Source organism: Pseudomonas sp. CGJS7 (assembly GCF_036961695.1).
Genome location: NZ_JBAMDI010000042.1, coordinates 19,112 through 37,996, shown reverse-complemented (window position 1 = coordinate 37,996; position 18,885 = coordinate 19,112). Strand labels below are relative to the sequence as shown.

13 protein-coding genes and 2 pseudogenes are annotated in these 18,885 nt (G+C 66.7%); 8 read left to right on the top strand and 7 right to left on the bottom strand.

What is annotated here, in order from left to right; all coding sequences use genetic code 11:
• Positions 1-53: 53 nt before the first annotated feature.
• Together V7787_RS24000 and murJ are read right to left on the bottom strand one after the other, a co-directional pair.
• Positions 54-1,097, bottom strand: coding sequence for a bifunctional riboflavin kinase/FAD synthetase (locus V7787_RS24000; protein WP_336089779.1), 1,044 nt, complete (start codon positions 1,095-1,097; stop codon positions 54-56).
• A gap of 233 nt (positions 1,098-1,330) precedes the next feature.
• Positions 1,331-2,962: a murein biosynthesis integral membrane protein MurJ gene (gene murJ, locus V7787_RS23995; RefSeq protein ID WP_336089778.1), complete on the bottom strand. Its 1,632-nt coding sequence runs from the start codon at positions 2,960-2,962 to the stop codon at positions 1,331-1,333.
• A gap of 152 nt (positions 2,963-3,114) precedes the next feature.
• On the opposite strand from murJ, the gene rpsT reads away from it, so the two are divergent.
• A complete protein-coding gene (gene rpsT / locus V7787_RS23990; RefSeq protein ID WP_336089777.1) occupies positions 3,115-3,384 on the top strand; it encodes a 30S ribosomal protein S20 in 270 nt (89 codons plus the stop codon).
• A gap of 286 nt (positions 3,385-3,670) precedes the next feature.
• Here rpsT and cgtA read toward each other — a convergent pair.
• The 3 genes and pseudogenes from cgtA to rplU all read right to left on the bottom strand — a co-directional run.
• A pseudogene (gene cgtA / locus V7787_RS23985) lies at positions 3,671-4,726 on the bottom strand (Obg family GTPase CgtA); the annotation flags it as partial.
• A 184-nt stretch (positions 4,727-4,910) separates the two neighbouring features.
• Positions 4,911-5,171, bottom strand: coding sequence for a 50S ribosomal protein L27 (rpmA, locus tag V7787_RS23980; RefSeq protein ID WP_336089776.1), 261 nt, complete (start codon positions 5,169-5,171; stop codon positions 4,911-4,913).
• A gap of 12 nt (positions 5,172-5,183) precedes the next feature.
• Positions 5,184-5,504, bottom strand: a complete 321-nt coding sequence (rplU, locus tag V7787_RS23975; RefSeq protein WP_336089775.1) for a 50S ribosomal protein L21 — start codon at positions 5,502-5,504, stop codon at positions 5,184-5,186.
• Positions 5,505-6,717: 1,213 nt separating this feature from the next.
• Between rplU and V7787_RS23970 the strand changes: the two genes are divergently transcribed.
• From V7787_RS23970 to V7787_RS23950, 5 genes and pseudogenes are all read left to right on the top strand, one after another.
• A complete protein-coding gene (locus V7787_RS23970) occupies positions 6,718-8,787 on the top strand; it encodes a S8 family peptidase (protein WP_336089774.1) in 2,070 nt (689 codons plus the stop codon).
• 64 nt (positions 8,788-8,851) lie between these two features.
• Positions 8,852-9,067 carry a hypothetical protein gene (locus tag V7787_RS23965; RefSeq protein WP_336089773.1) on the top strand — a complete coding sequence of 72 codons (216 nt, stop codon included), beginning with the start codon at positions 8,852-8,854 and terminating at the stop codon, positions 9,065-9,067.
• 242 nt (positions 9,068-9,309) lie between these two features.
• The gene (locus tag V7787_RS23960) at positions 9,310-10,230 is read left to right on the top strand and encodes an OmpA family protein (RefSeq protein ID WP_336089772.1); all 921 of its coding nucleotides are present in this window, start codon (positions 9,310-9,312) and stop codon (positions 10,228-10,230) included.
• A gap of 371 nt (positions 10,231-10,601) precedes the next feature.
• Positions 10,602-13,421 (top strand): annotated as a pseudogene (uvrA, locus tag V7787_RS23955) (excinuclease ABC subunit UvrA); the annotation flags it as partial.
• 98 nt (positions 13,422-13,519) lie between these two features.
• Positions 13,520-14,146, top strand: a complete 627-nt coding sequence (locus V7787_RS23950; protein WP_336089770.1) for an acyl-CoA thioesterase — start codon at positions 13,520-13,522, stop codon at positions 14,144-14,146.
• Between the two features lie 402 nt (positions 14,147-14,548).
• Here V7787_RS23950 and V7787_RS23945 read toward each other — a convergent pair whose 3' ends face one another.
• Entirely contained in the window at positions 14,549-15,004 is a 456-nt protein-coding gene (locus V7787_RS23945; RefSeq protein ID WP_336089769.1) for a copper chaperone PCu(A)C, read from the bottom strand.
• A gap of 65 nt (positions 15,005-15,069) precedes the next feature.
• Here V7787_RS23945 and V7787_RS23940 point away from each other — a divergent pair, with 65 nt between their 5' ends.
• A complete protein-coding gene (locus V7787_RS23940; protein ID WP_336089767.1) occupies positions 15,070-16,626 on the top strand; it encodes a DUF4139 domain-containing protein in 1,557 nt (518 codons plus the stop codon).
• Positions 16,623-17,381 carry an enoyl-CoA hydratase/isomerase family protein gene (locus tag V7787_RS23935; RefSeq protein ID WP_336089766.1) on the top strand — a complete coding sequence of 253 codons (759 nt, stop codon included), beginning with the start codon at positions 16,623-16,625 and terminating at the stop codon, positions 17,379-17,381. Before V7787_RS23940 ends, V7787_RS23935 begins: the two co-directional genes overlap by 4 nt.
• Before the next feature lie 126 nt (positions 17,382-17,507).
• Here the strand turns inward: V7787_RS23935 and V7787_RS23930 are convergent, their stop codons facing one another.
• Positions 17,508-18,860: a substrate-binding domain-containing protein gene (locus V7787_RS23930; protein WP_336089765.1), complete on the bottom strand. Its 1,353-nt coding sequence runs from the start codon at positions 18,858-18,860 to the stop codon at positions 17,508-17,510.
• Between the last annotated feature and the right edge of the window lie 25 nt (positions 18,861-18,885).

Sequence of the window (18,885 nt, the reverse complement as noted above, 5' to 3'; positions counted from 1 at the left end):
CTTGTATTGATTGCCGGGTGCGGGTTGGCTCGGATCGTTGGTCACAGCGGGTCTCAGGCAGTTTTCTCGGCCGCGCTGGCGGCCTGAGTCGGCGACGTGGCAGCACGTCGAGTGTCGGTGGGTGTTTCGGTAGCAACGGCGGACGCGTACTGCGGGCGACGCTGCGCATCCAGCCGCAACAGCTCGCGCGCTTGCGCGGCGTCGCGGTGCATCTGCTCGGTCAGCGAAGCCAGATCGGGGAACTTGAGCTCGGCGCGCAGGTGCGCTACGAACTCGACCTCGATCCTGCGACCGTACAGGTCGCCGTCGAAATCGAACAGATGCGCTTCCAGCAACGGCTCGACGCCGGCCACGGTCGGCCGCGTGCCCAGGCTGGACACCGACGCACGCGGATGCTCGCCGATGCCGTGCACCCAGGTCGCGTAGATGCCCGACAAGGCCGGGGTCTTGCCGCCGAAGCGCAGGTTGGCGGTGGGGAATCCGAGCGTGCGGCCCAGTTGCTGGCCGCGCACCACATGCCCGCCGATCGCGTAAGGACGGCCGAGCAAGGCGGCCGCGGCGGCGAAATCGCCGGCCAGGATGGTTTCGCGGATGCGGGTGCTGGACACGCGTTCGCCGTCCAGGTGCACCGGCTCGATCTCGTGCGCGCTGAAACCGGCCGTCTCGCCCATCCGCCGCAGCAGCGCGATGTCGCCGCCGCGCGCCTTGCCGAAACGGAACTCCGGACCGACCCAGACCTCGCGCGCGGCCAGACGCCGCACCAGCACGCGCTCGACGAACTCCTCGGCGCTCCAGCCGCTGAGCTGCTTGCCGAAGCGCAGCAGGCCGACCTGATCGGCATCCAGCGCCAGCAGCCCCTCGGCCTTGGCCCGGGGCAGCAGCAACCGCGGCGGCGGCGCCTTGGGGGCGAAAAACTCGCGCGGCAGCGGTTCGAAACTCAGCGCCACCGCCGGCACGTCCAGCGCGCGCGCGCGCGAAACCGTGTGGCGCACCAGCGCGCGATGCCCAAGGTGCAGGCCATCGAAGGCGCCGATGCAGACCACACTGCCGTGCGGGCATCGCGGCCCGCTATCGACGTCACGAAACAGCCTGCTCATTAAGGTTCTGGCGTGGGGCCCCGGACTGGCCGGGACATGCTCGAAGGAAGGAATCGAGTGTAGAGGAGCCAGGAGCGAGGAGAGAGCGGAAACCCTTGCTGCGCTCACTCCTCACTCCTCTACACTCACTGCTCAACCATGAAGTATAGCCGCCGGCCGCAAGTCTCAACGGCATTCAGGGCGTCGTTTCGCGGACGATGGCGGCACATCGCCGCCATCGCCGGATTCCGGCCTCAATGCCCGCGCAGATCGCGCAGGCGGATGCCTTGCAGCCACAACGCCGCGCCATAGGCGCCGCCGCCGGCGCCGACCACCACCGCCAGCTTGAGCAGACGCTCCCACCACGGCCACACGGTCCAGCCCTGCCACAGCCACAGCAGGCTCAGCACCACCACCGTCATCGCCACGCTGGCGACGCCGATCTGGCGCAGGAACCGGCCCCAGCCCGGCTGGCGCCGGTAGACCTTGGCCCGGCGCAGATACCAGGCCAGTTGCACGGCGTTGGTCCAGCCGGCGATAGCGATCGCCAGGGCCAGGCAGGCGTGCGCGCCGGGGATCTCGCCGAGCGCCTGGAACAGGTTGCCGGTCTTGGCCAGCGCGGCCTGGCCGGCATCGGTGAGGTACAGCACGGCCAACAACAGCAACGCGGTCGAAAGCAGATTCACCGCCACCGAGACCACCGCCGACTTGACCGGGGTCTTGGTGTCCTGGCGCGAATAGAACGCCGGTGCCAGCACCTTGACCAACAAGAACGCCGGCACCGCGGTCGACTGCGCCATCAGGCTCAGGCGGATCATCTCGGTGTCGTGCGCATGCAGACGGCCGTACTGGAACAGCGCGGCGATCAGCGCCTCGGCGCACAGCACCAGCCCCAGGCAGGCCGGAATGCCGATCAGCAGGCACAGGCGGAAGCCCCAGTCCAAGCCCTTGGAATAGCCCTCGCTATCGGTCGCGGCATGGCGCTTGGACAAATGCGGCAGGATCACCGTGCCGATCGCCACGCCGAACATCCCCAGCGGGAACTCCAGCAGGCGGTCGGTCAGATACAGCCAGCTGACGCTGCCGACGATCAGGAACGAGGCCAGCGCGGTATTGAGCAGCAGATTGACCTGGGCGACCGAGGAGCCGAACAGGGTCGGCACCATCAGCCGCAGGATCTTGCGCACGCCCTGATGCGCCCCGCCCCAGCGCGGCCGCGGCAGCAAGCCGAGCTTGGCCAGCGCCGGCAGCTGGAACCCCAGTTGCAGGATGCCGGCGAAGAACACGCCCCAGGCCAGCGCCAGCACCGGGTTGGCCCCGAACGGCTGCATCAGCGGCACCGCGAACGCCGCGGCGGCGATCATCGACAGGTTCAGCAGCACCGGCGACAGCGCCGGAATGGCGAATTTCTCGTAACTGTTGAGAATGCCGCCGGCCAGCGACGCCAGCGAGATGAACAAGGCGTACGGGAAGGTGATCTGGAGCATTTCGGTGGCCAGCCGGTACTGTTCGCTGAGCGGATCCCAGCCCGGCGCGAACAGCTTCATCACCCAGGGCGCGGCCAGCACCACGGCGGCCGTCATCGCCAGCAGCGCGGCGGCCAGGGTGCCGGTGACCCGGTCGACCAGTTCCTTGACCGCGGCGTGGTCGCGCTGCTCCTTGTACTCGGCCAGGACCGGCACGAAGGCCATCGAGAACGAGCCCTCGGCCGAGATCCGGCGCATGAAGTTCGGAATCCTGAACGCGATGAAGAACGCGTCCATGGCCGGACTGGCGCCGAATTGCCAGGCGTAGACCTGGTCCCGGACCAGCCCGGAGACCCGCGAGATCAGGGTCATGGCGCTGAAAATGACCGAGGAGCGCAACAAACCGCCGCCCTTACTCATCCCGCGCCTCCCGCCAGTTGACCCAACCCACTGAATCGGCCATACTTTTGGGTCTGATTTTCCGCAACTGCGAATTGAATCGCTTTTTCAACCGTAGTTCCTCGCCTAGTTTCTTCAACGCTTAACAGCCTAAATTTTTCAGGAATCCACTCGTGGCAAACATCAAGTCCGCCAAGAAGCGCGCCAAGCAGACTGTCGTGCGCAACGCCCGTAACGCCAGCCAGCGTTCGATGCTGCGCACCGCCGTCAAGAAGGTGCTCAAGGCCCTCGGCGAGAACGACGCCGCGAGTGCCAAGTCCGCGTTCGACGTCGCTCAGCCGATCCTCGACCGTTTCAGCTCCCGTGGCCTGATCCACAAGAACAAGGCCGCCCGCCACAAGAGCCGCCTGTCGGCCCGCATCAAGGCGCTGTCCGCGGCCTGATGCCCGGCCCGCAAGGGCCATGGCGCGCAAAAACCCGGCTTCGGCCGGGTTTTTGTTTGCCTGAAGGTTTTTGCCGGCGACCGCGTCGCCAGCGCGCGGCGCGCGCGCGGACGCGTGCGCCGGATCGATATCGAATTCGCAGCGAAAGCGCGAGCCTGCCATCGGCGCCATCATCGGCGCGGCGAGTGAAGTCAGCTTGAAGTCGCGCGCGAGCGCGCTGCGGCGCGTGCGGCGCCGCGGCAAGTTGGCGATGGAATAGCCTCGAGCCCGCGGCTCAGGGCACATGGTCGCCGGCGGCGTGCGCAGCTTCCAGGGCCTCTGCGCGCTGGCGGTCGAAGAACGCCATCACGTCCTGCATGATCGAGAACGTACCCTCGCGGCCGATCGCCGAGACCAGATACCAGCGATCCTTCCAGCCCAGTTCGTCGACGATCGCCTGCGCCGCGGCCTGCCGCTCTTCTTCCAGCAGCAGATCGGCCTTGTTGAGCACCAGCCAGCGCGGCTTGGCCATCAATTCCGGATCGTGCTTGTGCAGTTCGCGCTCAAGCGCGCGCACTTGCTCGGCCGGACTCACGCCCTCGACCCCGCCCTCCATCGGCGCGATGTCGACCAGGTGCAGCAGCAAACGCGTGCGCTGCAGATGGCGCAGGAACTGCGCACCCAAGCCCGCGCCGTCGGCCGCGCCTTCGATCAGGCCGGGGATGTCGGCGATCACGAAGCTGCGATGCGCCTCGACGCTGACCACGCCCAGGTTCGGATACAAGGTGGTGAACGGATAATCCGCGACCTTCGGCGTCGCCGCCGACACCGCGCGGATCAAGGTGCTCTTGCCGGCATTGGGGAAACCGAGCAGGCCGACGTCGGCCAGCAGTTTCAGCTCCAGCTTGAGCTCGCGCTCCTCGCCCGGCAAACCCGGCAGCGCCTTGCGCGGCGTGCGGTTGACCGAGCTCTTGAAATGCATGTTGCCCAGACCGCCCTTGCCGCCGCGCGCGACCAGCAGGCGGTCGCCGTGCGCGGTCAAATCGCCGATGACTTCGTCGGTCTCGACATTGGTGACCACGGTACCGACCGGCACGGTGATGACCAGATCGTCGCCGCCCTTGCCGTACGCCTGCCGCCCCATGCCGTTCTCGCCGCGCTTGGCGCGGAACTGCTTCTGATGGCGGAAATCGACCAGGGTGTTGAGGTTTTCGTCGGCGAGCAGATACACGCTGCCGCCGTTGCCGCCATCGCCGCCGTCCGGCCCGCCGAGCGGAATGAACTTCTCGCGACGGAAGCCGACGCAGCCGTTGCCGCCGTTGCCGGCGATGACTTGGATTTCTGCTTCGTCTACGAGTTTCATGGGAGCCGGGATTCGGAAATGGAGATTCGGGATTGGAAACGAAAAAACTGGGACCAGCCGGATTGTAGCGAGAGTGGAGAAACGGGCCTTCGCATTTGCGAACCCGCGATCCCAAATTCCCGATCCCGGCCAGAAACGAAAAACCCCGCCGAAGCGGGGCTCCTCGCGGCGCGTCGCGACTGGATTACTCCGCGGCGACGACGCTGACGGTGCGGCGCTTCTTCAGGCCCTTGGTCGAGAACTCGACCTTGCCGTCGACCAGCGCGAACAAGGTGTGGTCGCGGCCGAGGCCGACGCCCGAACCCGGGTGGAACTGGGTGCCGCGCTGACGCACGATGATGTTGCCCGCTTCGATAGCCTGACCGCCGTAGATCTTCACGCCCAGGTACTTCGGGTTGGAGTCGCGGCCGTTGCGGGTAGAACCTACGCCCTTTTTATGTGCCATGGCTGCTGCTCCTTACTTGTTGTCACCACCGGCGATGCCGGTGATTTCGATTTCGGTGTAGTGCTGACGGTGGCCCATCTGCTTGCGATGGTGCTTACGACGGCGGAACTTGACGATGCGCACCTTGTCGGCGCGGCCGTGGCCGACGACCTTCGCGGTGACGCTGGCGCCCTTGAGCGCGTCGCCGAGCTTCACGCCTTCGCCGTCGCCCAGCATCAGGACGCTGTCGAACTTGATTTCGCTGCCGGCTTCGACATCGAGCAGCTCGACGCGGAGCGTCTCGCCTTGCATCACGCGGTATTGCTTACCGCCGGTGACCAGTACTGCGTACATGACCAGATTCCTCTGTAGTTATTTTGGTCCTGCCGCGCCCGATGTGGGCGGACAGAAGCGGAATTGTAGGCACTTCAGCGAGTTACGGCAACTATGCGGTTGTCCCGGGACGGGGAAGCGGCCGTCGACAGGCGATCCGGCGGGCATCGCGGGCCGGCACTTCGTCGACGCCACCATTAAAAATCAATAAGTTACTTAAAATCACAGCCAATCCGCAGCGACAACAGCCCCGCCCCCGCCCTGACGGCCCGCTCAGCCCCATCGCCCTGGCCTGCCTAGCAAGCCTGCGTCCGGTGCGGCAGGCAAGCGCCGCCCGCCCCTTCGATACGTCGCCCTCCCCGGCCCCTCACGCCCAAGCGTCGCCGGCCGCTGCGGATGCAACCGGCGAGGCCGGTTCGAACCAAGTGTTCGCCGCGCACACAGTGCATCCGAACCCACGCTCACCGATTGCCGCCGATGTTTCGACACTGAAACACCTCACCTCCGGCGGAGAATTATTCCGACGAACAAACATCGCGCGACGCGTCGCAAACGCGCGCAAGAATCGTGAAGCGCCGCATGAACCCGCGGGCTGCGCTGCGAAAAATAGCCCGACTTAGTTCACAGTTCCGAAAGATAATTGAGCGGACGCGAAAATCTTCGCGCCGCACCGCGCGCGCGTCGTCGCGGACAAAAAAGCCTGGATTTCAAGGCTCGCGCGCCAGCCAGCAAAATCGCTGCATTCGTATGCATCGAATGTGTATGTGAGCGCAGTCGCATTCATGCGGATATCACAGCTTCAATGACACTTGCATGCAGTGGGCGCGCTCAATTAGCTTCGAACGCGAGCGACTTGCAGGGGGTCGCGCGACAAGGATCAGCCGCATCGATGCGCAGCGTATGCGACGCATGCGCGCCAGGATGAGGCGTCGCGTTTTCGGGGACTTCCTGCATGTGGTTTGCAGTCGTCAGTCAAACCGGTTTTCGCCGCAGCGGCTCAGCCCTGCGCGACCGGACGCGCGAATTGGAATTTTCCGTGCCGCTTTGCGCGCGCGGAGCGCGGGAGCGCGCCTGCGATCCAATCCCGCAATGCGTCGACGCCGATTCGCGTCGCGCGCATTGCCCAAGCAAGTCCCGCGGCGGCAGTTCGGTACGCCGGCCGCGGACCAAGGCCCGACGCTAAACAGGGGATGCGAAGGGGTTCATGCGCAACGAAGGATCAAGGATGTTTGTCATGACTCGCAAAGCACGTTCATTGAAATGGACCGCATTGGCGCTGGCGACCGCGGCGGTAATCGCGCCGGTGGCCTACTCAGGCGGCAAGCTCCAGGCAGTCAACAAGGCGCACGTGGCCAAGGCGGTTTCGCCGAAGGCGGCCGCCAAGCAGGCCGCCACCCAAACCCACAAGCGCTTCATCATCACCCGCGCCGCCAACAGCAAGGCCGCCGTCGCCAGCGATCAGCTCTACGCCAAGACCGCGACCAAGCTCGGCCTCGGCATCGCGCCGATGCGCACCTTGGCCACCGGCTCGACCCTGATCAAGACCGACACCGCGCTCGACGCCGCCGCGACCAAGGAACTGGCGATCGAGTTGATGAAGCAGGATCCGAGCATCATCGAAGTCGTTCCCGATCAGCTCAAGTTCAAGGCGCTGGTTCCCAACGATCCCGGTTATGCCCAGCAGTGGCATTACAAGAACGGCCCCGGCGGCCTGAATCTGGAACCGGCCTGGGACATCGCCAACGGCGACGGCATCGTCGTCGCGGTGCTCGACACCGGCATCACTCCGCATCCGGATCTCGACGCCAACATCGTCGCCGGCTACGACTTCATCGTCGATCCTGAAGTGAGCGTGGACGGCGACGGCCGCGACGCCGACCCGAACGATCCGGGCGACTGGCACGACGGCGAATGCGATCTGTTCGGCCAGCCTTCCGACAGCAGCTGGCACGGCACCCATGTCGCCGGCACCATCGCCGCGGTCACCAACAACGCGACCGGCGTGGCCGGCGTCGCCCACGGCGCCAAGGTCCAGCCGGTGCGCGTGCTCGGCAAGTGCGGCGGTTACACCTCCGACATCATCGACGCGGTGACCTGGGCTTCCGGCGGCACCGTCGCCGGCGTGCCGGCCAACGCCACGCCGGCCGAAGTGATCAACCTCAGCCTCGGCGGCAGCGGCGCCTGCACCGCGGCCGAACAAGTCGCCTTCGCCGATGCGCGCGCGCGCGGCACCACGGTGGTGATCGCCGCGGGCAATTCCGGCGGCGACGTCGCCAACTTCTCGCCGGCCAACTGCGACAACGTGATCGCGGTGTCCGCGGTCGGTCCGACCGGCGCCAAGGCGGGTTACTCCAACTTCGGCCCGAAGGTCGACGTCGCGGCGCCGGGCGGTTCCGGCGTGGTGCCGGCGGCCGACAACATCCTGTCGACCCTGAACCTGGGCCTGCAGGGCCAGGAAGGTCCGGGCTACGCCTGGATGGCCGGCACTTCGATGGCGGCGCCGCACGTGGCCGGCACGGTCGCGTTGATGCAGTCCGCGGTGACCACGCCGCTGACGCCCGCGCAGATCGAGAAGATCCTGGTCAATACCGCGCACGTCGGCGGCCAGCCGGGCGGTTGCAGCTTCGACAACTGGTGCGGTTCGGGCATCGTCGACGCGCGTTACGCCGTCGCCGTGGCCAAGGGCACCGAACCGCTGCCGCCGGATCCGCAGCCGCCGCTGCCGCAGCCGCCGATCGAGCTGGAAAACGGCGTCACCGTGACCAACATCGAAGTCGCGGCCAACGGCACGGTCAAGTATCAGCTGCTGGTGCCGAACGGCGCGTCGAACCTGTTGTTCGCCCTGTACGGCGGCACCGGCGATTCGGACATCTACGTCAAGTACGGTTCCGAACCGACCAACACCTCCTACGACTGCCGTCCGTTCACCTCGAGCAACAACGAGACCTGCTTCTTCCCGGCTCCGCAGGGCGGCGTGTGGTACGTCAACGTCAAGGGCTACCGCGCTTCGGCCGGCATGTCGCTGTACCCCAGCTTCGTCGACGCGAACTATCCGCGTCGCCTCGACGCCAAGGCCAGCGCGTTGCCGAACCACCGCACTTCGGTCAACCTGTCGTGGGAGAAGGGCAAGAAGAACATCGACGTCTGGCGCAACGGCGCGATCCTCAAGACCGTGCGCAACACCGGCGCCAACACCGATACCTTCCGCATCATCGGCAGCGGCACCATGAGCTACAAGGTGTGCAACAACGGTACTCAGGAATGTGCTGATCCGGTTTCGATCACCTACAGCTCCAGCCGTTGATTGAGACTTGAGTGACGACGAAGGGCCCGGAGTGCCGGGCCCTTTGTTTTTTCGGCGGTTGCCGATGCGTTCGCTGCTCTTTGTTGCCGATTCTTTCGTTGTCGGCTCTTTGTTGTTGGCTTTTTGTTGTTGGCTCTTTAGTTTCGGCCCTTTGCTTTCCGCTTCGCTTTTTGCTTTTGCTCGTCATTCCCGCGAAGGCGGGAATCCAGTGCCTTTCGTGCGAGAACGCTTGAAGTCGCTGGATTCCCGCTTTCGCGGGAATGACGGACTGGAGAGATGACGCTGAAGGCTCTGGATTCCCGCCTTCGCGGGAATGACGGACTGGAGAGATGGCGCTGAAGACTCTGGATTCCCGCCTTCGCGGGAATGACGGACTGGAGAGATGGCGCTGAAGTATTGAGCCGCGCTTACAAAACCCGATCCGCAGGAACTTGCCGCGTCTGCCGCACTCCATCATTCAGTCCATCGCAGCGCACCACCCGCACCACCTCGATCCCCCGAGCCACATACCGCGGAGACTCCATGCGCCCCGTTTTCCCCGCTTCCAGCTCCCGCCGCTCCACTGTCCCCACCCACCGCTCCACCGTCCTGGCAGGCACCGTGCTGCTCGCCGCGCTAGCCGGCCTGAGCGCCTGCAATCGCAACGCGCCCGGTACCGAGGCCGCGCCCGCCGACAGCGCCGCGCCGGTCGCGGCCAAGCCGGTGGTGCGGTTCGACGCCAAGATCAGCCTGGTCAACAACAACGGCGCGATCCGCTACGACGGCACCGTCGACAGCGACGCCACCCGCAAGGCGATCGGCATCGCCCTGACCCAGGCCTATGCCGGCCAGATCGCCGGCAACCTCGCCGTCGACAAGGCGGCCAAGCCGGCGCCGTGGCAGGAGAAGCTGCCGCAGTTCGCCGCCGCGCTGACCATGCCGGGCGTGGCGGTCGGCCTGGAAGGCAACACCATCGAACTCAGCGGCCAGGCCAGCGACGCCGACCGCGCGCTGTTGCTGGAAAAGGCCAAGACCCTGTTCCCGGGCTACCAGTACGGCGGCCTGTTCGAAGGCGTCGGCGGCGCCGCCGCGTCCAGCGATGCCGCCGCCCAGGCCCTGGCTGCGCTGCCACCGGGCAAGGCCAGCGCCGCCGACATCGCCAAGGCGCTGAACCTGATCCAGTTGCGCTTCGACGAAGGCGGCGCGCGGATCGCCCCGGCCAGCCTGGACATCCTCAGCCGCGCCGCCAAGGCGATCCAGGCCGGGCCCAAGGACGCCCGCTACGAAATCGTCGGCCCGGGCGGCGGCGCCGGCCAGGCCGCCGACAACGAAACCCTGTCGCGGCAGCGGGCCGAAGCGGTCAAGGTCCAGCTGATCGTCGCCGGCGCCAACGCCGGCGCGCTCGACACCCGCGGCGAACCCGGCACGGCGGCGACCCCGCTGCGTTTCAACCCGGTCAAGTAACCGCCGGCCGGGGCGCCCGCCCCTCCGGCTGAACGAGGCGACGGCAGCCGCGGCTGCCGTCGCGTCCGGTCGCGCGACAGCCCGTAGCGGCCGCGAAGGTCTTCTTTCCGGTCAGCTTCTGCCCTCAATCGAACGGCGCGTTCGCGCACTCCGGTGTGCCGGATCGGGCCGTCGGCGCCTTGCCGAGCACGCGCTCAACCGCCGTATCCGCCTGAATCCCAAGCCCCGCGGGCTCCGCGCCGCGGCGCCGGCAATCCCCTGCGGCGCTTCCGTTTCGCGGATTTGCCCCCACCTTCCCCACTCGATACGCTCCCCTGTTCGCCGTCGCGCTTTGCGGCGGCGACCCTCCCCCTTGCAGGCACCCGATGGCGCTGGACTACATCCGCATCCGCGGCGCGCGGACGCACAACCTCAAGAACATCGATCTCGATCTGCCGCGCGACAAGCTGATCGTGATCACCGGTTTGTCCGGTTCGGGCAAATCCTCGCTGGCCTTCGACACCATTTACGCCGAAGGCCAGCGCCGTTACGTCGAATCGTTGTCGGCTTACGCACGGCAATTCCTGTCGGTGATGGAAAAGCCCGATGTCGACCACATCGAAGGCTTGTCGCCGGCGATTTCGATCGAGCAGAAATCCACCTCGCACAACCCGCGTTCGACCGTCGGCACCATCACCGAGGTCTACGACTACCTGCGCCTGCTGTACGCACGCGTCGGCAGCCCGCGCTGCCCGGATCACCACTATCCGCTGGAAGCGCAGACCGTCAGCCAGATGGTCGATCAGGCGATCGCGCTCGACCCCGAGCAGCGCTACATGCTGCTCGCGCCGGTGATCCGCGAACGCAAGGGCGAGCACGCCCAGGTGTTCGAGCAACTGCGCGCGCAAGGCTTCGTGCGCGTGCGCGTGGACGGCGCGCTGTACGAGATCGACGCGGTGCCGCCGCTGGCGCTGCGGGTCAAGCACACCATCGAGGCGGTGATCGACCGCTTCAAGCCGCGCGAAGACATCAAGCAACGCCTGGCCGAATCGTTCGAAACCGCGCTCAAGCTCGGCGACGGCATGGCCCAGGTGATGTCGCTGGACAACGCCGAAGCCGCGCCGCTGCTGTTTTCGTCCAAATACAGCTGCCCGGTCTGCGATTACTCGCTGCCCGAACTGGAACCGCGCTTGTTCTCGTTCAACTCGCCGGTCGGCGCCTGCCCGACCTGCGACGGCCTGGGCGTGGCCGAATTCTTCGATCCGGCGCGGGTGGTCGTACACCCGGAGCTGTCGCTGTCGGCCGGCGCGGTGCGCGGCTGGGATCGGCGCAACGCCTATTATTTCCAGCTGATCCAATCGCTGGCCAAGCACTACAAGTTCAACGTCGACACGCCGTGGCAGTCGCTGACCGCGGCGCAGCAGAAAGCCGTGCTGTACGGCAGCGGCGATGAGCTGATCAGCTTCAACTACATCACCGAGAACGGCGGCCGCAGCCAGCGCAAGCATCGCTTCGAAGGCATCGTGCCGAACCTGGAGCGGCGTTACCGCGAAACCGAATCGGCCGCGGTGCGCGAGGAACTGGCCAAGTTCATCAGCCAGCGTCCCTGCCCCGATTGCGGCGGCGCGCGCCTGAACCGCGCTGCGCGCAACGTGTTCGTGGCCGAGCGTCCGCTGCCGGAACTGGTGGTGCTGCCGGTCGATGAAGCGCTGAACTTCTTCAAGGCGCTGGAACTGCCGGGCTGGCGCGGCGAGATCGCGGTCAAGATCGTCAAGGAGATCGTCGACCGTCTGCGCTTCCTGGTCGATGTCGGCCTGGATTACCTGACCCTGGAACGCAAGGCCGACTCGCTGTCGGGCGGCGAAGCCCAGCGCATCCGTCTGGCCAGCCAGATCGGCGCCGGACTGGTCGGGGTGATGTACGTGCTCGATGAGCCGTCGATCGGCCTGCACCAGCGCGACAACGAGCGCCTGCTCGGCACCCTGACCCGGCTGCGCGATCTGGGCAATACGGTGATCGTGGTCGAACACGACGAAGACGCGATCCGTCTGGCCGACTACATCGTCGACATCGGCCCCGGCGCGGGCGTGCACGGCGGCGAAATCGTCGCCCAGGGCGTGTTCCCCGACATCCTGAAAGCGCCGCGCTCGCTGACCGGCCAGTACCTCAGCGGCAAGCGCAAGATCGAAATCCCCAAGACCCGGCACAAGCCGAACCCGAAGACCACCCTGCACCTGCGCGGCGCCAGCGGCAACAACCTCAAGGACGTCGATCTGGCGATTCCTTCCGGCCTGCTGACCTGCGTCACCGGCGTGTCGGGCTCGGGCAAGTCGACCCTGATCAACGACACCTTGTACGTGATCGCGGCCAACGAATTGAACGGCGCCTCGCAGACGCCGGCGCCGTACAAGTCGGTGGAGAACATCGAGCTGTTCGACAAGGTCGTCGACATCGACCAGTCGCCGATCGGCCGCACTCCGCGTTCCAACCCGGCCACCTACACCGGCCTGTTCACGCCGCTGCGCGAGTTGTTCGCGCAGGTGCCCGAAGCGCGCGCGCGCGGCTATTCGCCGGGCCGTTTCAGCTTCAACGTGCGCGGCGGCCGCTGCGAGGCCTGCCAGGGCGACGGCCTGATCAAGGTCGAGATGCACTTCCTGCCGGACGTGTACGTGCCCTGCGACGTCTGCCACGGCAAGCGCTACAACCGCGAGACGCTGGAGGTGTTGTACAAGGGCTACAACATCAACGACGTGCTGGAAATGACGGTCGAAGCCGCGTTGAACCTGTTCGAAGCGGTGCCGACCATCGCGCGCAAGCTGGAAACGCTGATGGACGTGGGCCTGAGCTACATCAAGCTCGGCCAGAGCGCGACCACGCTGTCGGGCGGCGAAGCGCAGCGGGTGAAGCTGTCGAAGGAACTCTCGCGCCGCGACACCGGGCGCACGCTGTACATCCTCGATGAGCCCACCACCGGCCTGCACTTCCACGACATCGAACACCTGCTCGCGGTCCTGCACCGCCTGCGCGACGACGGCAACACGGTGGTGGTGATCGAGCACAACCTCGACGTGATCAAGACCGCCGACTGGGTCATCGACCTGGGTCCGGAAGGCGGCCACCGCGGCGGCACGATCCTCGCCACCGGCACGCCGGAGGACATCGCCGCGTTGAAGAACTCGCACACCGGCCGGTTCCTCGCGCCGCTGCTCGAATCGCCGAAGAAAGCCAAGGCGGCCGAACCGGCGAAGAAGAAACCCACCGCTAAAGCCGTCGATGCGCCGGCCGCGCGCGCCAAGAAGAAATCCGCTGCATGACCGACAAGAAGAAGAAAACACCGGCCGCCGTTGGCGACGCCGGCAAGAAGCAAGAGGCCGGCAAGAAGCCGGCGGCGGCGCGCAAACGCGCGCCGCGTTCGCGCAATAGCAACCCGATCGCGGTGAGCGCCGAACAGGCGCCCGCCGCGGCATCGCCCACCGACGCGTCTTCGAATACGGCGGCCGCGCAGCCGTCGGCCGTTGCCGTTCCGGCATCGCCAGCCGCGCTGATCCGGGTTCCGCTATCGGTGCGTTGGCGCGACCTGGACGCGTTCAATCACGTCAACAATTCGAAGTTCCTCAGCTATCTGGAGGAAGCGCGTCTGCGTTGGATGGTTACCCTGCCCGGCCATGGCATGGACGAACACGTCGCGCCGGTGGTCGCCGCCGCGCATCTGAACTACCGGCGTCCGATCGAATGGCCGAACGAAATCGACGTGGAGTTGTTCGTCGAGCGGCTCGGCACCACCAGCCTCAGCATCGGCCATCGCATCGTCGGCGCCGACGACGCCTCGGCGGTGTATTGCGACGGCAACGTCGTGCTGGTGTGGATTCACCGCGATACCGGCCAGCCGGCGGCGTTGCCGGAGCCGGTGCGTTCGGCTTGTTCTGCGGCTAAGTGATAGCGCGCAAGAGCAAATCCCCCGCGCTTTAGGTCGGCTCGACTTCGTACCGACGTCCTGCGCTCGCCCCCTTTTGCAAAGGGGGCGACGATTAGCGCGCTTCGGCTTACGACTCGGTCGGCCGGCGGCGTTGCCGGGGCCGGTGCGTTCGGCTTGTTCTGCGGCCAAGTGATAGCGCGCAAGAGCAAATCCCCCGCGCTGTAGATCGTTTCGGCTTCGTACCGACGTCCTGCGCTCGCCCCCTTTTGCAAAGGGGGCGACGATTAACGCGCTTCGGCTTACGGCACCCAAGCCGACGCACGTCCCGCCGCATCGTCCTTTGAACGACCCGACGCTTCCCCCCTTTGAAAAAGGGGGGCCAGGGGGGATTTGCTTTTGACTTCCCCCACCCTCAACACCAACTCAAGGCGCAGCCTTACGCACCTCAAACTCGCCCAACAGCGAGCCGCCGCCCTTCAATTCGAACTCGATCGCCACCCGGCTGCCTTCCTTCAACGGCGCATGCGGCTGCATCAGCATCAGATGCATGCCACCGGGCTTGAGCACCGCCGCGCCATCGGGCGCGATCCGCAACTCCGGCAGCGCGCGCATCTTGCTGACGCCATCGACGATACGCGTCTCGTGCAACGACACATCGGCGAACGCCGCGCTCTTAGCGCCGACGATCACCACCGGCCCCGCGCAGCGGTTCTCGATCCGGCCGAAGCCGGCCATCATCGGCATCTGCATCGGCGGCATCCGCACCCAGCCTTCGCGCACCTGCGCCAGACACGGCTTCGCCGCCGCGGCGGCCTGCGCAGGCTGCTTCGCCTCGACGCTGAATACCCACCCCGCGGCCAATACGGCCGCGAGCGCCAACCCCGTTCGGATGCCAGATACGTTCATCGGCCTATGATAACCCCCGATCATCAAAGGAGTTGACGATGCAACGCTTGAGCCTGATCGCCCTGGCCATCGCCCTGACCGCCTGTTCCGCGCCCCCCGCCGAAGACGGCGGCGGCAAATCCGCTGCCGCGCCCGCCCCCGGCAAAGACGCCGCCGACAAAGCCGGCGCCACCCGCCTGACCGTCTACAGCGGCGACTACGAGTCGCTGGCCAACGTCAGCAGCGCCAGCGCCGGCATGCCGGGTTATGCGCTGGTCGAACGCCCGCTGCGCTTCGCGCTCAAGCGCGGCGCCAATTCAGTCTCCGACCAGCCGCTGCCGCCGTCGATGGACATCGAAGCGGCGGTGCTGCAGCCGCGCGGCGCCGATGTCAGCGTGACCGGCCAGCGCTATATCGCGCCGGTGTCGGGCGCGCAGAACGTGATCGGGGTGGCGATCGGCCGCAAGGTCAGCGTCGAACACACCGCCGGCGGCGCCAAGCAGACCGACAGCGGCGTGTTGCTCGCCGCCGGCGACGGCCTGACCCTCGCCCTCGACGACGGCCGGATCAAGGTCATCCGCAGCTACGACAGCTTCAGCCTGATCGACAACGAGAACGTGTTGCCGCGCCAATCGGCGCTGCAATGGACGGTCAACGCCGCGCAGGCCGGCGACGCCGATTTCACCTTGAGCTATCCGATGGGCGGCATGGCCTGGCGCGCGGAGTACCGCGCCTCGCTCGCCTCCGGCGAAGGCTGCAAGCTCGCATTGGACGGCGCGGCGCTGGTGGCCAATCGCTCCGGACGCGCGTTCGACGGCGTGCGTTTGAGTCTGGTCGCGGGCGAACCGAATCGCTCGCGAAACAGGGCTCCGGAGATGTATGCCTCCGCACAAGCCATGGACGCCGCGCTGCCGCCCTTGCCCGCGCCCGCGCCGATGGAACCGGGCGCGGTGGTGCAGCGCGCCGCCGGCGAATACCACGCCTACGACCTGGCCCAACCCGCCAGCCTGAACAACGGCGGCACCGAACGCATCGCCCTGTTCCCGCGCAACGACGCGGTCGCCTGCGAACGCATCTACGCCTTCGACGCCAGCGACATCGGCTGGCAACCGCCGACGCCGCTGGTCGACCGCAGTTATGCCGGCCAGACCGGCGACATCCCGGTGCTGTCGAAGGTCGAGTTCAAGAACGACAAGGCCTCCGGCCTGGGCCTGCCGCTGCCGGCCGGCCGCGTGCGCGCGTTCGACGGCGGCGATTTCCTCGGCGAATCGCAACTGCAACACACCCCGGCCGGCGCCGAGATCAAGCTCGAACTCGGCAAAGTCTTCGACCTGAGCGGCAAGCGCGAAGCGACCTCGTTCCAGCTCGACCGTACCGGACGGACCATCACCGAATCGTTCGCGATCACCCTGAAGAACGCAAAGAAGTCGGCGGCCACGATTCGCGTCACCGAGCCCTTGCCGCGCTGGTCCGATTGGGAGATCGTGTCCTCCAGCCTGCCGTCGAAGAAAAAGGACGCGCGCCACGCCGAATTCGAAGTCCCGGTGCCGGCCGAAGGCGAAACCAAGCTGACCTATACCGTGCGTTATCGCTGGCCTCAGGACGTGAAACCATGACTTGCGTAGAAACCCTTACCCACGGCGACATCGTCGAAATCAAACTGGCGCGCGCGCCGGTCAACGCGCTCAATCCGGCGTTGTGCAACGCCGCGCGCGAGGCGATCGAGCAAGCGGTGTTGCACGGCGCCCACGGCATCGTGCTCAGCGGCGGGCCGAAGGTGTTCTCCGCGGGTCTGGACGTGCCCTACCTGCTTTCGCTCGGCGAGCAGCGCGATCATCTGCTGCTGGCCTGGCAGGCGTTCTTCGGCCTGGCGCGGGCGATCGCCGCCGCGCCGGTGCCGGTGGTCGCCGCGCTCGCCGGCCACGCACCCGCCGGCGGCTGCGTGCTGGCCTTGTGCTGCGATTACCGGGTCATGGCCGCGGGCAATTTCAGCATCGGCCTCAACGAAACCCAGGTCGGCCTGGTCGCGCCGGAAGGCATCCAGCGTCTGCTGCGGCGCGTGGTCGGCACTTACCGCGCCGAGCGCCTGTTGGTCGCCGGGGCGATGGTCGATGCGCAAACCGCGTTGAGCATCGGCCTGGTCGACGAACTGGTCGAGATCGACGCCGTCGCCGAACGCTCGCGCGCGTGGCTGCAGCAACTGCTGAGCCTGCCGCGCGGTGCGATGCTGCAGACCCGCGCGTTGGCGCGCGCGGATCTGGTCGAGGCGCTGCGTCCGGAGCACATCGAGCTCGATCGTTTCGTCGATGCCTGGTATTCGCAAGATACCCAGGCGGCGTTGAAGGCGTTGGTGGCGAAGCTGGGTAAGTGAGTTGGAGCGAGGAGTGAGCGCAGAGGAGTGAGGAGTGAGTAAAGACAAGAGCCGCGGTCAACGTTGCTTTTACTCACTCCTCACTCCTCTGCGCTCACTCCTCTGCGCTTACTCCTCGCCCTCTCATCAAAGCAACCACACCTCGACCCGCTCATTGCGATAACGCGCGAGCGGGTCCTTCGGCCCGGCCACCGCCAGCGCCGTGCCCATCCCGAGCGCCTGCTGCACTTTCAAGCCGCGCGAGATCAGTTCCTGCGCGACCAGATCGGCGCGATCGTTGCTCATCATCATCGCCGCCATGCTCGAACCGGCGCTGGCGTCGGCGAAACCGATCACCAACAAGCGCCGCCCTCGATTGGGCGGCAACTGCATGAACGCGCGCAAGCGATCCAGATCGCGCAGCGACCGGCTGTCGTACACGCTCGCCGCCACCACTCCGCTCTCGGCGGCGCCGTTGAAATTGAAACGCAGGCTCAGCGGCAGCCGCACCGCGGTCTCGATCAGCTGACGATAATCCGGCGGGCCCAAGGTGGTCGCGCGCGCGCGGCCGGGGATCAAGGTCATCGCCAGATGGCCGCTGCGCGCGACCGCGCGCTGGCCGTTGCGGGTCATCGCGTACAAAGCGAAGCTGCGGCTCAAGGCACCCATCATCTGGCCGCCGTAGAGATACAAACGGCGGCTGAGCGGATAGTCCTCGCTCGACACGTCGGTGTGGGTGGGCGCGATCGCGCGGCCGCCGTCGGCGATGGCCAGCGGCTTGCTGCCTGCGCCGTAGTGTTCGCCGATCGGGATCAGACCGATCGCCAGCGGATCGGCCGCGACCGCGGCGACCAACTCGCGCGCGCCGCCATGCAGTTCGGCCTCGGCGAACGACGCGCCGCGCATCACCTTGTCGTTCATCAGATCGCGCACCGCGCCCGCGCCGGGATCCAGATGCAGATGCACCTGCCCGGCGGCGCCGCCGAGTTCGCGCCAATCGCGCGACTGGCCGGAGAACACCGAGCGCAATTGCTCCAGGCTCAAGCGCGCGACCGGGTTGGCGCGATTGACCACTACCGCCACGCCGTCGAGCGCGACCGCGAACTCCTGATCCAGATTGCCCAGATCGCCGAGTTGCCAACCGGCATCGAGCTCGGCCGCGTTCGGCCGCCGCGCCATCATCGCGATCTGCGCACGGCCATCGATCAGATCGGCGAAGCCCTGGGCCGAATCGCTGGCGGCGATTTCCACCACCACCGGCTGCCCATCGCGGCTGGCGTGGATCTCGGTCAGCGCCGCGCGCGGCTTGGCCACGCGAATGCCGGTGTAGCCGATATCGCGCAACCACGATTGCGCGATTTCCGGCACCAGCGCATGGGCCAAGGTATTGGAGCCGCGAATGCTGATCCGCTCGGCTTCTTGGCTGTGGGCGACGGGAACGAATGCGCACGACAGCGCGACAAAGAACAACAAGAACGACGAAAAAACGGCACGCAGCATGGCGCGCACTCCCCCTGAGCGAATT